At 71.5% G+C, this 14,070-nt stretch carries 6 protein-coding genes; 2 read left to right on the plus strand and 4 right to left on the minus strand.

The annotated features are described in order from the left end of the window. Position 1 precedes the first annotated feature (1 nt). Entirely contained in the window at positions 2-5,938 is a 5,937-nt protein-coding gene (locus AHOG_RS16755) for a type I polyketide synthase (RefSeq protein ID WP_093942201.1), read from the minus strand. Between the two features lie 1,244 nt (positions 5,939-7,182). On the opposite strand from AHOG_RS16755, the gene AHOG_RS16760 reads away from it, so the two are divergent. Together AHOG_RS16760 and AHOG_RS16765 are read left to right on the plus strand one after the other, a co-directional pair. Then, positions 7,183-8,262 (plus strand): DUF1702 family protein, encoded by a 1,080-nt coding sequence (locus AHOG_RS16760; protein ID WP_093942202.1) that lies wholly within the window; start codon positions 7,183-7,185, stop codon positions 8,260-8,262. 385 nt (positions 8,263-8,647) lie between these two features. Next, positions 8,648-9,373 (plus strand): helix-turn-helix domain-containing protein, encoded by a 726-nt coding sequence (locus AHOG_RS16765; RefSeq protein WP_311770146.1) that lies wholly within the window; start codon positions 8,648-8,650, stop codon positions 9,371-9,373. A gap of 296 nt (positions 9,374-9,669) precedes the next feature. Here the strand turns inward: AHOG_RS16765 and AHOG_RS16770 are convergent, their stop codons facing one another. The 3 genes from AHOG_RS16770 to AHOG_RS16780 form a co-directional block, all read right to left on the minus strand. Beyond that, positions 9,670-10,968: a cytochrome P450 gene (locus AHOG_RS16770; protein WP_093944523.1), complete on the minus strand. Its 1,299-nt coding sequence runs from the start codon at positions 10,966-10,968 to the stop codon at positions 9,670-9,672. 65 nt (positions 10,969-11,033) lie between these two features. Next, positions 11,034-12,101, minus strand: coding sequence for an enediyne biosynthesis protein (locus tag AHOG_RS16775; RefSeq protein ID WP_221438620.1), 1,068 nt, complete (start codon positions 12,099-12,101; stop codon positions 11,034-11,036). Between the two features lie 5 nt (positions 12,102-12,106). Continuing rightward, on the minus strand, positions 12,107-14,068 hold the full coding sequence (locus tag AHOG_RS16780; RefSeq protein WP_093942204.1) for a CRTAC1 family protein: 1,962 nt from the start codon (positions 14,066-14,068) through the stop codon (positions 12,107-12,109). Positions 14,069-14,070: the final 2 nt, after the last annotated feature.

Here is a 14,070-nt window from a genome sequence, read left to right on the forward strand (position 1 = left end):
GTCATCTCCCCTCTCCTACGAGTACGGCGAAGACCGTCGGAACGGGACGCCCCTCGACGGTGGTCACCCAGGTTCCGACGCGGGCTCGTCCCGCCGAGAACACCGTCCAGCCGTCGGGGTGGACCCGGTCCACCGTGAGGGTGATCGCCGCGGTCCCCGCCTTCCTGGCGCACTCCACCGCGGCCCACACCCGGGTGCTCGCGACCGCCCGGTCCTCCCCCGCCTCGGCGGCCGCGAGATCACGGACCGGCAGCAGCTCCGCGCCGAGCAGTCCCGCCCAGTCCGCCTCGGGCCGGTCGACGGCGGGCTCCACGTCACAGCCCAGCGGGCCCGCGCCCGCGACGACCATGGTCAGGCCCGCGCCGTGGGAGGCCGACATCTCCAACGGTGCGCTCGACTCCGACCGAGCCTGCCGACGTCCCGCGGCGGGAGCGGTCTCGGCGGGCGCGGACTCGATCTCCGGGCGGCCGTCGGGTCGGTGGTGGACCCGCGCTCGTCGGCCCAGTGCCCGGCTCACGGCCAGCTCGGTCTGCTCGCGTCGCCCGACGTCCCGGCCGGGTCCCCCGCTCGGCGGGTCCGGCTCGACGACCGTCGAGGGCGCCGATCCCAGGACCCGTTCGAGGCTGCGTTCCAGGTGCGGGCCGAGCAGGGCGGGCGCCCAGGGACCGGTGCCGTCGCGTCGGGCGACCGCGCGCAGGACCAGGCCCTCCCAGCGTTCGACGAGCACGCCGTGCGGGTCGCGCAGGTCGAGGTCGTAGGTGTGGCTGTCGCCGTCCTGTGACCGTTCGCGGGCGTCGAGCACCACGTACTCCGGCGTCGCCGCGGCGGGATCGGCGAGATGCAGTCGCTCGATGCGCTCCGGCAGCAGGGTGGCGTCGGGCACGCAGCACTGGAGAGCGTGCATCGCGGCGTCCCTGGTGCCGGGGTCGGCGAGCAGGAGTCGCTGCGGCAGGAACTCGGCGAACCAGGGTGCCGTCGGCCGGGTGGACAGCTCGGCGACCGCGTGCCGGGCGGCGGCCCGCCGATAACGCAGGAGCCGCTGGAATCGTCTGCCCTGGAACAGGACGTCGCCGTACAGCTCGGTGTCCGGGTCGAGCGGCACCGCGGGCAGCTCGTCCGCCCTCGGCGCGCGGTCGACCGGCCGATCGCCTCGCGGGAGCCGCAGGCGCGCCCGGAAGTGGTCCGCGCCGAATCCGGTCTCCTCGCTGCGGATCACCACGTCGACCGTCTCGGCGTCGACGACCAGGCCGGCCAGCCGCACGGTCGTCGTCCCGTCCGGCCGGACGACCACCGGGCGGAGGAACTCGGCGTCGTGGAGCACCGGCGTCGGCGTGTCGCCGAGGAGGACGGCGGCGACCTGTGCCATGGCCTCCATCCCGACCACGGCGGGCAGCAGCAGATCCCCGGCCAGGAGGTGGTCGGCGAGGTAGGGGTCGCTGCCCGCGGACAGGGTCGTCTCGGTGACCAGCTCGACTCCCGGGTAGTGCACGAGGACCCGATCGACGAAGCGCAGCAGCGGCGGCTCGACCCGTTCCACGGCCAGCGTCGGCAGACCCGACATCCGGCCGCCGATCACCACGACCGGCCCGGCGTCGGGATCGGCGAGGACCTGGCGCAGCATCGCGATGCCGTCCTCGGCGGGCACGGCGGTGACGCCCTCCCGCCGCAGGGCCTCCACGACGCCGAGTCGTTCGCCCATTCCCGCGCCGGACCACACCGACCACTCCAGGGCGAGGGCGCGGGCGCGGGGATGCTCCCGCTGGAAACGCACGGTCAGCTCGGTCATCCAGTCGTTGGCCGTCGCGTAGTGTGCCTCGCCGCGCAGCCCCGCCCGACCGATGACACTGCCGAAGGTGAGCAGCAGTCGGAGTCGGTCGGGGTCCACGGCGGCGAGGACGGCACGCAGTCCCGCCACCTTCGGGGCGAGCGTCGCGCGGAACTCCTCCTCGGTGAGCCCGGCCAGCGACGACGGCTCGTTCCGGCCCGCGCCGTGCAGGACGGCGGTGACCGGACCGAGGTCCTGCACGGCCCGGCCGACGGCGGCGGCGACCTCCTCGGCGGAGGTCACGTCGGCACGTTCGTACCGGTGGCGAACGCCCTTGGCCGTCAGGCGCGCGAGGTTGGCCGCGAGTTCGGCGTCGGTGTCCGGGTCGGAGCGGCCGAGCAGGACCAGCGCGGCCGAGGAGTCCTCCGCCAGGGCCAGCGCGCACTCGGCGGTGATGCCCTTGCCACCGCCGGTGACCAGCAGGACGTCGGCGGGCCCGAGTGCCCCGGCGGCCGCGGTGTCGGCGGCGCGGGCGGCGGACGGGCGGACGGGGCGGGCGCGCAGCACCGGCACCCGACGCGTGCCGTCGGCGTCGAAGCGCACCTCGGCGAAGCCGGTGGTGGCCGCGACCTCGGTGCGGACTCGACTCACGGCTCGTTCGAGGTCGGCGGGCGCGACGGGTGCGACGTCGGGCAGTTCCACGATCGTCGTGGGCACCGACGGCGCCTCCAGGTGCAGCGTCTTGGCCAGTCCCGAGGCGCCGAACCGATGCTGGACCACGACCAGCCGCGTGCCGGCCGGGCGGCCGAGCACGTCACGGCTCGCCGCCAGCAGCAGGGCGAGGTCCTGATCGTCGCAGCGCTCGGGCAGGCACAGCAGCACGCCGTCGCCCAGACCGGCGTGGGCGAGGGCGTCGCCCAGCGGCGCCGCCAGCGGATGATCCGAGGGCGCGTGCACCGCCCAGTCGCCCGGACTCGTCGCGCCCGCCGCGGGCGGACGCCCGATCGGAGCGGGTTCCGCGACGTGGTCGACGGTGAAGGCACGCACCCAGGGACCTGCACCCGCGGCCTCGTCGACGACGGTCTCCTCGGCGTGTGCCGTCTCGGCGAGATCGTCGATGAGGGCGGCCAGCTCGCCGAGCCGCACGGTCGCGAAGCTCGGCGCCGAGGTCAGCGGCGGCCTGCCCAGGTCGCGTACGGCCTGGTTCACGATCTGGCCGACGGTGATGGAGCTGAGGTGCAGGTCGTCCAGCGGATGGGTGTCGGCGGTGATCGTGGCGGACGGCAGCTCGGCGCGCGCGGCGGCCAGCTCGCGAAGCAGCTCCAGAGTGGAGCGTGCCGAGTCGGCGTGAGCGGGAGGTGCCGACCCGTTCACCGCGATGAGCGGGTCGGCGGCCGTCGCCTCGGCCGCCACGACGGGCGCGACCGTGCCGACGTCGATCGCCGGGGCCTGCTCGCACGGACTGGCCAGGAACGTCATGGGTCCGTCGATCGAGAGCGGGCGGATCACCCGATGTGTGAACAGCGTCTCGGTGCGCACCGGGGCACCGAGCACGAACGCGGCGGCGACCACCGACAGCAGCGGCCGGAGCGAATCCGACTCGGTGTCCACGGCGAACGCGGGCGTCCCCGGCGTGATCTCGGCGACCAGCCCGGTCAGGACGCGACCGGGACCGACCTCGATCAGCAGGTCCGCGTCGGCGGCGACCCGCACGGCGGCCTGGTGGAAGCGCACCGGTCGGACGACCTGGTCGCGCAGCAGCGTGGCGAGGTCCTCGGCGGCGTCCAGGGGCCCGCCGGTGACGGTGGAGACGACGCGGCGCCGCACCGGCTGGAGGGCGAGGGTCTCCAGGTGCGCGGCCAGCGCCCTCGAGGCGGGGGCCACCAACGGCGAGTGGAAGGCGTGGGAGACGGACAGCCGGGTGGCGCCGTGTCCGGCGGCCCGTGCCTTGGCGCAGACGCGGTCCACGGCCGTCGCCGGGCCGGAGACGACCGTCTGCCGGGGCCCGTTGTAGCCTGCGACGACCACGTCGTCCTCGTCGGCGACGAGCAGTGCCGTCTCCTCACCGGTCGCCGTCAGGCTCGCCATCCCGCCGCCCGTGCGGCTCGCGCTCGCCATGGCCTTTCCCCGCGCGGCGGCGAGCGCGCCGAGATCGGGTGCGGTCAGGGCGCCTGCCCAGTGCAGCGCGGTCAGTTCACCGAGACTGTGCCCGACGGCGGCGGTGGCCTCGATGCCCAGATCACGCAGCACGCGCAGTCCCGCGAGGGACCCCGCCACGATGCGCGGCTGGGCCACCTGCGTGGCGATCGGATCTCCGTCCTCGGCCGGCCCGGCGGCGGCGAAGGCCTCGGCGGCCGAGCCGAATCGACGACGCAGCACGCCCGCACCACCGCGCCCGGAGCCCTGACCGGGGAACAGGAAGGAGATCCTCGGCTCGTCCGAGGGCTCGCCGAGGAAGATGCCGTCGGTGACGGAGTGGATCCGAGTGCGTCCATCGTCGACGGCGGCCAGCAGGAGGCCCAGCCTGCGCTCGGCGTCGGCGGGCGAGTCGGCCACCACCGCCGCGCGAACGGGGCCGTCGGCCGCCTCCGTGGCGAGGGCGTAGGCCAGGTCGGCCAGCTCGGCGTACGCCAGCCTCCCGGTCAGCTCGCGCAGCCGGGCGAGCCGTTCGCGCACGTCGGCGAGGTCGGCTCCGGCCACCAGCAGCAGCTCCACGTCCTGTCGCGCCGCGACCGTCGCCAGGGTGGCCGCGTCGACGGCGGTGCGGCGTGGGGTGCCCGGCGGCTGCTCGACGGTGAGGTGCGTGTTGATCCCCCCGAATCCCATGGCCGAGACGCCCGCGCGGACCGGCTGGTCCTCCGGCCACGCGCGGGCGTCTCGGGGGACGTAGACGGCGGCGTCGGGAGTGAGCAGGCTCGGATGCGGGTCGCGGTGTCCCGTCGCGGGCGGGATCACCTGGTGGTGCACGGCGAGAGTCGCCTTGATCAATCCGACGACTCCCGCCGCGGCCTTGGTGTGGCCGAGGTTGCCCTTGATGCTGCTGACCGCCGCGGGGGGCGCGTCGGGCGCCGCCGCGTGCCGGGCGGTGGACAGCGCCGTCAGCTCCGTGGCGTCGCCGAGCGCGGTGCCGGTGCCGTGTCCTTCGAAGTAGGACACCGTCTCCACGCCGTAGCCCGCCCGGCCGTAGGCACGGGCCAGCGCACGGCGGTGGCCGCTCGCCTCGGGGCGGGTGATGCCGCCCTTGCCGTCGGAGGAGATCCCCCATCCCGCGATGGACGCGTAGATCCGTCTGTCCTGCGCGACCGCGTCGGCCTCCCGCATCAGCACCAGGACGCCCGCGCCCTCCCCCGGCCAGAAGCCGTTGGAGTCCCGGTCGTAGACCACCATCTCCCCGGTGGCCAGCGCACCGGTCTTGGCGAATCCGATGACCTCGAACGGGTCGATCGACAGATCGACCCCGCCCGCCAGAGCCACGTCCAGATCCTCGTCGACGAGCGCCTTGGCGGCGGTGGCGATCGAGAGCAGCGACGACGAGCAGGCCCCGTCCACGATGTAGCCGCCACCACCGAGGTCGAAGTGGTTGCAGATCCGTCCGGCGATGGTGTTGGCCAGGCCGCCTGCGAGGGAGTCCTCGTCCACGGCGGGGAACGGCGCCTTGTACCGGGTCTCGAGGTCGCCCAGGAACGCGGCGGTCTCCGCGTCGGACCAGCCCTTGTCCGCGAGCGCCGCGGCGAGGGTGCGCCGAACGTAGGGCCATCGCAGCCGCAGGGTGTTGGCGCGGGAGAACTCCCCGGTCAGGCTGTTGCCGAGCACCACCCCGGTCGTCGCCGTCGGAAGACCCTCGCCCCGGGGGAAACCGGCGTCGGCCAGGGCACGAGCCGCCACGTCGAGGGCGAGCCAATGGGTGAGGTCGGTGGAACGGTAGGTACTGCCCGCCACCTGATACGCCACGCGGTCGAATTCGAAATCGCGCAGCACCGCCGCCATGGTGGAGTAGAAGCGATCGGGCGCCTCGGGATCAGGCGACCAGTAGTCGGCGCGGTTCATCCGCTCGTTCGGCAGCCGTCGGAAGGCGCGACGGCCCGCGAGTACGTTCTCCCACAGTTCATCGGGCGTCGCGGCATCGGGATAGCGGAGCCCGATTCCCACGATTGCGATTCGCTCGCTGCTCATACTTCCCACCGTCTCTGGAGCTGAGCCTCCGATTACGGAACGGGCAGGACATCGCGGCTCTGCGCGATCCGGCAGCCGTAACCGGGTCGGCGTCAAGGATGTCGCTGATTTACCGGACGCCGGCTCGGTGTGGCACACTTCCGCCGCCGTGATCCGATCGTGCAGGAGTCGCGCCGCCGTTGTCTTCTCCGATTGTGCGGCGGCCGGGAATGACATTCCATAACACTGTGACGACCGTTCCGCCCGGGGGGAATCCACGGCTGGGCGGTCGGGGCGGCCACTCGACGACCGACGCCCCGACAGCGCAGGCCGGGCCGCCGGAGCCGCCTGTCGCGCCGGTCACTCCCCGCTCACTTTCCCAGGATCCCACTCGACCATTCGAATGAAAGAACAGCGGTCCGGTCAGTGCGCATGCTGGAAGAAGATGCCGCGCCGGAACCGCAACATGCTGGAAAGAGCCGCGGATCCGACGCTGCGAGCTGCCCGCCTTGGAGGAGGCCCGCCGATGGCGATCACCGACCCTGTCCACCGATCGTACGGCATGATCACCCGGCTGACTCAGTCGTCGATGCCGTCGGCGGCGGTGGTCCCAGGACCGCTCCGGAGGGCACGAGCGCGGTGTCGTCTCGGCAGGCTCGACCGCGATCCGGACGGTCGATCGGCCGCCTGCGCGTCGGGAGGCGCGGAACATTCCTGTGTTCGAGGGGCGGCGGCGACGTGTCCGCCCTGGTCGGAACGCTCAGCGGGCATCCGCGCCCGCAGGGGGCCCGGCGTGGCCGCGGGACGTCGTGATCACGATGCCGTCGGGCACACCCGGCCTCGGCGGGCCGACCGCCGGATCGCCGTGTACGTGCGCAGGCGCAGGCAGGAAGGCGACCACGGCGCCCGGTCGTCGCCGGCGGAGGACGTCCCGCGAGACTCAGGCGCGCGCAATTCGCTCTCGGGCGCCGACGGCACGGCACGGCGAGGAACGACGGTGCTTGATCGGTACCGCAATCGGCCGCAAAGCCGAATCCCGTCCGACCAATCGGATCACTGCTATCGGTACACATCATCGGCGATATCCGACCAATGAGCCGATCGAAGGCCCGGCCGATACCGCCATTCGACGGCATCCCCGAAGAAGGAGAATGTTGACAATTCAATGAGAAAGTCTGAAAATCGAAATCGGCACCCGGCTCTTGCGACGATCAGGTCCGTCACCAACACAGCCGAGTGACCTCACCATGGCATTGGGAGGGGCTATGCCTGCGATTCTCGGCACCTTGCGCCGACTCATACTGGCACCGTCGTTGGACGAGGTGACGTTCGCCCGTCGCGGTTTTCCCGGCCCGCGAACGAAGGACACCGGCCGACTGGAGGCGATCCCGGCGGCCGTGGTCTGTGGATTCGAGTGGGCGGTAGAGACACCGAGAATCAGGGAGATCGAGCGCAGACTGGAGCTGGTGGACACGGACATGCGGGGCTTCGCCTACGAAGGCGCCGCGATGGCGCTCACCATCCTGGACGCCACCTCGGGCGGACACCGCACCCGAGACCTGTTGAGCGGCCCGGGAGCGCCGCACCTCCTGCTCTCCTACATCGGGGTCGGATTCGCCATGGCGCGCCTGCCTCGGCCGCTGTGGCGACGCGTACTCCCCGATCTGACCGACTCCTCGCCGTATCACCCGACGATGAGCTGGCTGGTGGTGGACGGCTACGGGTTCGATCTCGCCTACTTCCACCAGAAGCGATGGGTCGAGCGGCAGCAGGTTCCCGCCGCATACCCGTGGCAGGGTGCGCCCGACTACTTCCCGAGGGCCGTGGACCAGGGAATCGGCCGGGCGCTGTGGTTCATCCATAGCGGACGAACCCGCGACGTCGCCGCCGCCGTCGCCCGCTTCGCCACGACCCGACACGCCGACCTGTGGAGCGGAGTCGGGCTCGCCGCCGCCTTCGCGGGCGGCAGCACCCCCACCGCGCTGGCGGAGCTGCGAACGCAGGCCGGACCTCACGGGCTCGAACTCGGTCTCGGCGCGGTCTTCGCCACGCAGGCGCGCTCGATGGCGGGGGCGGTCCCGCCGCACACCCACCCCGCGCTCACCGCCTTCGCGGGCGTCACCGCACCGGAGGCGCTGCGGATCGTACGCACGACGGCCGGAGTCGACCCGACCTCGGCGACACCCGCTTACGAAGCGTGGCGACAGCGAATCCGCGATCGGCTCGCCGCGACGAACGCGGCGGGCACGGCACAGACGGACGGATCCGGGGCCCACCCGCCACCGAGCGACGTCCCCGCCCCCAGAGCGGTCGCCGACGACGAACCTCCGGACTCCTCGAGTTGAACATCCGCGGCGACGCACGGCCAGAGCCGCGGCCGGTCGCTCCCGAATCGGCGGCGAACGACATCATTCCGATACCCGAAGGCAGAACTCACCTCTCACATACCATCTCTCATGACGATGCCATCCTATCTGATTCCGCCACTGAACCTTGATTTCCCTGTGGCGACGTCGAACTATCAGAGTGACAGAACCCGACTCCACTGATTGCCACACGTACTGGGGCGAACAACTGATACGGAATGCTTGATTTCAGGCATGCCGCGCTTCATCGAGCGCCGCCTCGCCACTGGGGAACTCCACTGTCTGAACATTAGGGGAGAGAATGCAGCGAGCAGCCACCACCTCGACGATAGACGAACGTGTACCGGCCGGTATCGAGCAGGCCGTGTCCCGAGTGATCACCGCGATGCGCGAGAATCTCGGGGAGACGCTCACCATCGATGACATGGCCCGCGCCGCGATGTACAGCAAGTTCCACTTCTCCCGCGCCTTCCAGCGGGTCACCGGTGTCTCGCCGGGGCGCTTCCTCTCCGCCATGCGGTTGCAGGAGGCGAAGCGACTCCTGGTCACGACCTCGCTGTCGGTCACGGAGATCAGTCATCGGGTCGGCTACTCCAGCGTGGGCACCTTCGGCTCCCGATTCTGCAGCACGGTCGGCGTCTCGCCGACCACGTACCGCAGACTCGGCGGCTACTGCTCCAAGATCGTGACCGATGACCGCCGTCCGGTCCGCGTCGACCACACCGTGACGCTGCGGGGCACCGTGCACAGTTCGTCGCCGGAGTACGAGTCCTCGGTGTTCATCGGTCTGTTCCGTGAACCCATCCCGCAGGGCAGACCACTACGGTGTGCCGTGCTGGACGCCCCCGGTGCATTCGAACTGGCCGACGTCCCCCAGGGCACCTGGTACGTCCTGGCCCAGTCGGTCATGACGGACCCGGCCGAGCAGACCGACGGCGGGCAGGACGGGCAGGTCTCCGTCGGCTCACACGGGCCGATCACCGTGCGGCCCGGCCAGCCGATCCACACCGTCGACATCGCCCTGCGGCCGCTCCGACAGCTGGACCCGCCGGTACTGATGGCACTGCTGGACGCGCGCACGCCACGCTGATCGACGCCCGTACGTCGTCGCCCCGGCCGCCTGGTCGGGGCGACGGCGTCGTCACCCCGGCCACCGGCACCCCGGTCAACGTCATCCCGGTCGACATCGCCCGGCACCCGCCGCGTCTCGGCGGCCGCCCGGCCAACGGCGACCGGAACGGGAGCACCCCGCGGCATCCACCCGAACCCCGTCGCACGGACAACCCGAGATCCGGTCCCTCCGGCCGCGACGGCCGCGACCGAGCCGCGCCTGCCCCGGCGGACTCGGTCACCGATCCGCGCCAGGGCGGCGCAGCCCGCCCGCGGTCAGGCCACACGGTGCACGGACATCTCCAGGCCGCCCCGAACCCGCAGGGACAGCATCGGCTCCGGCACCACCGGCCTGCCCGGGACCGCCGTCAGCCGCAGCTCTCGCGTGATCATCGCGATGACCAGCACCGCCTCCATCATCCCGAGGCTGCTGCCGACGCAGAACCTCGGCCCCGCGCCGAACGGCAGATACGAGTAACGAGACCGCTTCGCCTTCTGCTCCGGCGCGAACCGCTCGGGCCGGAACAGCTCGGGCTCGTCCCAGAACTCAGGATGGCGATGCAGCGTGTAGGGACAGATCAGCACGTCGGCACCCGCGGGAACGTGATAGCCGCCGACCTCGTCGTCCCGCTGTGCCTCCCTGGGCAGGATCCACACGGGCGGATACAGCCGCATGGCCTCCTCGACGACCATCGTCGTGTAGGGCAGCAGGCGGAGGTCCTCATGTGTCGGCTGTCGGTCGCCCAGCACCGCAGCGGCCTCCGCCCGCAGCCGTGCGCCGACCTCGGGATGTCGATCGATCAGATGCAGCGTCCAGCCCAGCGTGCTCGCCGTGGTCTCGTGCCCGGCGAGCAGCAGGGTGACCACCTCGTCCCGCATCCGACGGCGCCCGACCTCGGGATCGCTCTCCTGCCCGGTCGACTCGATCAGCCGCGAGAGGACGTCGTCGCCGTCGCCCGTCTGCCCCGCGCTCCGCTCGGCGACCAGCCGGTCGACCACGCGATACAGCTCGGCACGGGCCCGCCGGAAGCGGCGCTGCCGAGGCAGCGGAATCCAGGTCGGCACCATGCCCATCGACACCATCTCGAACATGGCCTGGTCCTGCACCGCCTCGAAGGCATGGCCCACCGCGTCATAGGCGCTGAGGTCCGCGTCGAGCAGTGCCCGGCCGAGCACACCGAGGGTGAACACGGTCATCTCGTCCAGGACGTCGACCGGCTCGCCCGCCCGCCTGGATCGCAGCCGGTCGACGAGTCGGGCGGCCTCCGCCACGACGGCCCCCGCCTGACTCGCGATCCGCCGGGGGGTGAACGCGGGCTGGATCACCTTGCGCTGTGTGCGCCACAGCGCGCCCTCACTGGTCAGCAGCCCGTCGCCCAATGCCCGTCTGGCCTGTACCAGCCCGATCCCCTTGTGATAGTTCGCGCTGTTGTCGGTGAGGACGTGCCGGGCGTGGTCGGGATGGTTGAAGAAGTACAGCGACTTCGGTCCGATCGTCAGCTTCGAGGCGTCGCCGTAGCGGGACGCCGCCGAGGACATCAGTCCGAGGCGGTCGCCCGCCAGTCTCCGAAGCATGGCCAGGGTCTCCGAGCGCGGCGGGCCCGGCGGCGTCCGGCCGCGCCGCGCGGCCTCCGGCCCGTTCACGTCCGGACGACCCGGTTCTCGGTGGGCACCGGGGCAGGCTCGGCCGCGGCGGTCGACCCGACGTCGGACGTCTCGGCGGGGACCTCCTCGCCGGACCCGCCCGTCGCCGTGCTCGGCTCCCGTTCCGCCTGCTCGGTCGCCCGCCGCTGCGCGGCCTCGTACTGTTCCCGAGCCTGGTTCGTGTAGTGCAGGGCCCACAGGAACAGGCCGCGCACCAGACACACGATGGCCGTGGCGAAGAAGATCCCGTAGGCGATGTGCATCGCGGTCAGCACGCCGTAGGCGACCGCCACGCCGCCGCCGAAGGCGACCTGGGAGGCGGGACGGGACGGGGTGGTGCCGGGGTCGGTGATCATGTAGTTGGTGAACAGGATGAACGCGATGCCGGTCATGGTCCCCAACGCGCCGGGGATCGACACGCCTTCCACGACGCCTCGGACGACGGCCTGCAGGGCGAAGCCGCCGACCCAGCCCGCGATCAGCCACATCCGTCCGGTGAGCTTCCCGTTGATCATCGTGCCGCCGACGATGATCAGTGCCGGGATCAGCCAGTCGATCCAGCCGTCCACGTGCTCGCTGAAGTGGTACGGCGGCGCGATGCTCCCCCAGGGGAACAACAGCAGGATGACGGCGATGCCGAAGTTCGACGGGTTCATGAAGTGCCGCAGCCTGCCGCGCACCGGGGCCCGCAGGATCCACTTGGCCCCCACCGCCACCAGCACGCCGAACATCATCACGAACACCTGGTCGTTGACGTAGATCAACATGTTGAGCGCCAGGCTGGTGATGTGCGCCGGGTACAGGAACTCCATCAGGCCGCGTGCTCCGTTGCCCGCGAACCGCGGCGCCCGGCCCTCCGACCTGGCGGCGACCCACTCCAGGACTATCTCCACCGTGTAACCGGTGGCCAGGGCGATGAACGGCCACAGCCAGGGTTGCTCGAAGCCCAGCACCGTGTAGCCGAGCAGGTTGAAGATCGTGATCGAGATGGCGAACCGGCGCAGTGCCGTGATCACCTTCGGGTCGTGTCGTGGCGGCGAGGCCGCCTGCTGCCGTCCTGCCATGTCCGTCACCCCTCCTGCGCGGTGGTGCCGAGCTGGAGCGAGTGCCAGCCGGGTTCGAGTCTCAGGTTGTCCTCACGCACCTGGCCGGTGCGGTCCCGCCATCTCAGGTTCACGTCCACCGGCCCGGTCACCCCGGAGCCGAGTCCCACGTGGGCCTCGTGGCTGCGCTTGCCGGAGTGGCCGCTGCCCCCGTCGACCCGCGTGATGAAGCGCCTGCCGTCCTCTCTGGTCACCGTGACCTGCGCGCCGACCACCGGGGAGCCCGGCGCGGCGAGATCGCCGTCGGAGGGCTCCTCGTCGTGGGTGAGCCGCAGGCCGAGGAAGCTGTTCTCGGCGGGGCTGACGTTGTGGTGGTACAACGGCGCGTCCCACTGCCGGGCGATGGCGAAGTCGAGCAGACCGTCGCCGTCCGAGTCGCCGGTGGCGATGCCCCTGGTCGGTACCGGGATCGCCAGGCCGAGTTCGACCGAGAGGTCGACGTACCGCCCGTCGTCGCCCTTGACGAAGAACGCCATGTGCTGGTCGCCCGCGAGGTCGTCGCCCTCGGTGATCTGGGGCCAGGCCAGCGGATTGCTGAGCAGCTGGTCGTTCGCGGTGGCCAGCTCCTGAAGCTGGGGCCAGCGGTTGGTCCGGCCCTTGACGAACCCGGTCGCCTGCGCGACCACGAGGTCGCCGCCGTTGTCGAAGTCGGCGATCTTGGCGTCCCAGCCCCATCCGGACCACGCCAGGCCCAGGGGCGCGCTCTCGTCGGTCCACGGCGCCTCGCCCGCCTGGAGCCGAGCCCGCAGCTCGGCGGGGTCGTCGGCGTCGCTGACGAACGCGAAGTGGCTCTCCTCGATGCCGAAGGACGTCGTGATGTTGCTGACGAACATGTCGTACAGGCCGTCGCCGTCGAGGTCACCGAAGTCGATGCCCATGCCCTTGAACGAATCCAGGCCCACGTGCTTGGACTTGGGCACCATCGGATGTCTGGCGCCCTCCACCACGGAGAACCGGATGTCGCCGGGGGTGGAGCGGTTGTAGAGCAGCCGGTCGGGCCCGAAGTCGTTGCCGACGTACAGCTCCGGAAGCAGGTCGCCGTCCACGTCGGTGGCCCCCGCGGCCAGCGCCCAGCCCTTGGAGACGTCGACGGGCAGCACGTCCTCCAGGAGCTCGAACTCGACCGCGGGTTCGTCGTCGTCGGTGACGCCCGCCCAGCGCAGGAAGTAGTCCTCGCCGCCGTTGAAGGCCTGGGACATGGAGTGGTTCATCTGTACGCCGCCGCTGACGGAGTCGTCGAGCACCGGACCGTGCGGGAAGTAGTTGCCGACGAAGACGTCCAGGTGCCCGTCGCCGTCGAAGTCGTCGACCGCCACCGTGTTGGTGTTCCACTGAGGCCCGTCGTAGACCTCGCCCTGCCTGCCGGGCACGACCTCGGTGGCGCGGTAGGTCTCCGGGCCCAGCGTGGCGGCGTCCGGGTCGGCCAGGTAGAGGATCGGGGTGCGACCCCAGAGGTACACGAGGAGATCCAGCCTGCCGTCCTCGTCGAAGTCGCCGGGGACGCATCCCATCGGCGCCATCACGTCGTTCATCGGCAGGTCGCCGGGGTCCAGGACGAAGGGCTCATAGCGGTCCGAGCGTTCGTCGGGGACCGGTGTCACGATCACCTCGTCGGAGCGGGGATCGGTCAGGCACAGGTCGTTGGCCAACCCGTCGCCGTCGAGATCGTTCATGGCGATCGACGCGCCGACCGACGAGATCCAGGCGTCGATGTGGCTGTAGTCCTGATTGACCCGGCGGATGGTCTGCTGCGGCAGCCCGCCGGGCAGCGCGATCGAGCGAGGCTCGAATCCGTAGTCGGCGGCCAGCCGCTCGATCTCGGCGGCCGACGAGGTGGGCAGCCGGACGACGACGAACGTCGCCGCGATCAGTGCCAGCGCGAGCACTCCGGCCAGCTGCCTGCGCATCATCTTGACGATGGACGACATGT

Origin of the sequence: Actinoalloteichus hoggarensis, from assembly GCF_002234535.1 — a bacterium.
GTDB lineage: Bacteria > Actinomycetota > Actinomycetes > Mycobacteriales > Pseudonocardiaceae > Actinoalloteichus_A > Actinoalloteichus_A hoggarensis.

Excerpts from the sequence above, each read along its gene's own strand:
- AHOG_RS16775 (WP_221438620.1), bottom strand. The coding sequence starts at position 12,101 with ATGGCAGGACGGCAGCAGGCGGCCTCGCCGCCACGACACGACCCGAAG.
- AHOG_RS16780 (WP_093942204.1), bottom strand. The coding sequence starts at position 14,068 with ATGTCGTCCATCGTCAAGATGATGCGCAGGCAGCTGGCCGGAGTGCTC.
- AHOG_RS16755 (WP_093942201.1), bottom strand. The coding sequence starts at position 5,938 with ATGAGCAGCGAGCGAATCGCAATCGTGGGAATCGGGCTCCGCTATCCC.
- AHOG_RS16760 (WP_093942202.1), top strand. The coding sequence starts at position 7,183 with ATGCCTGCGATTCTCGGCACCTTGCGCCGACTCATACTGGCACCGTCG.
- AHOG_RS16770 (WP_093944523.1), bottom strand. The coding sequence starts at position 10,968 with ATGCTTCGGAGACTGGCGGGCGACCGCCTCGGACTGATGTCCTCGGCG.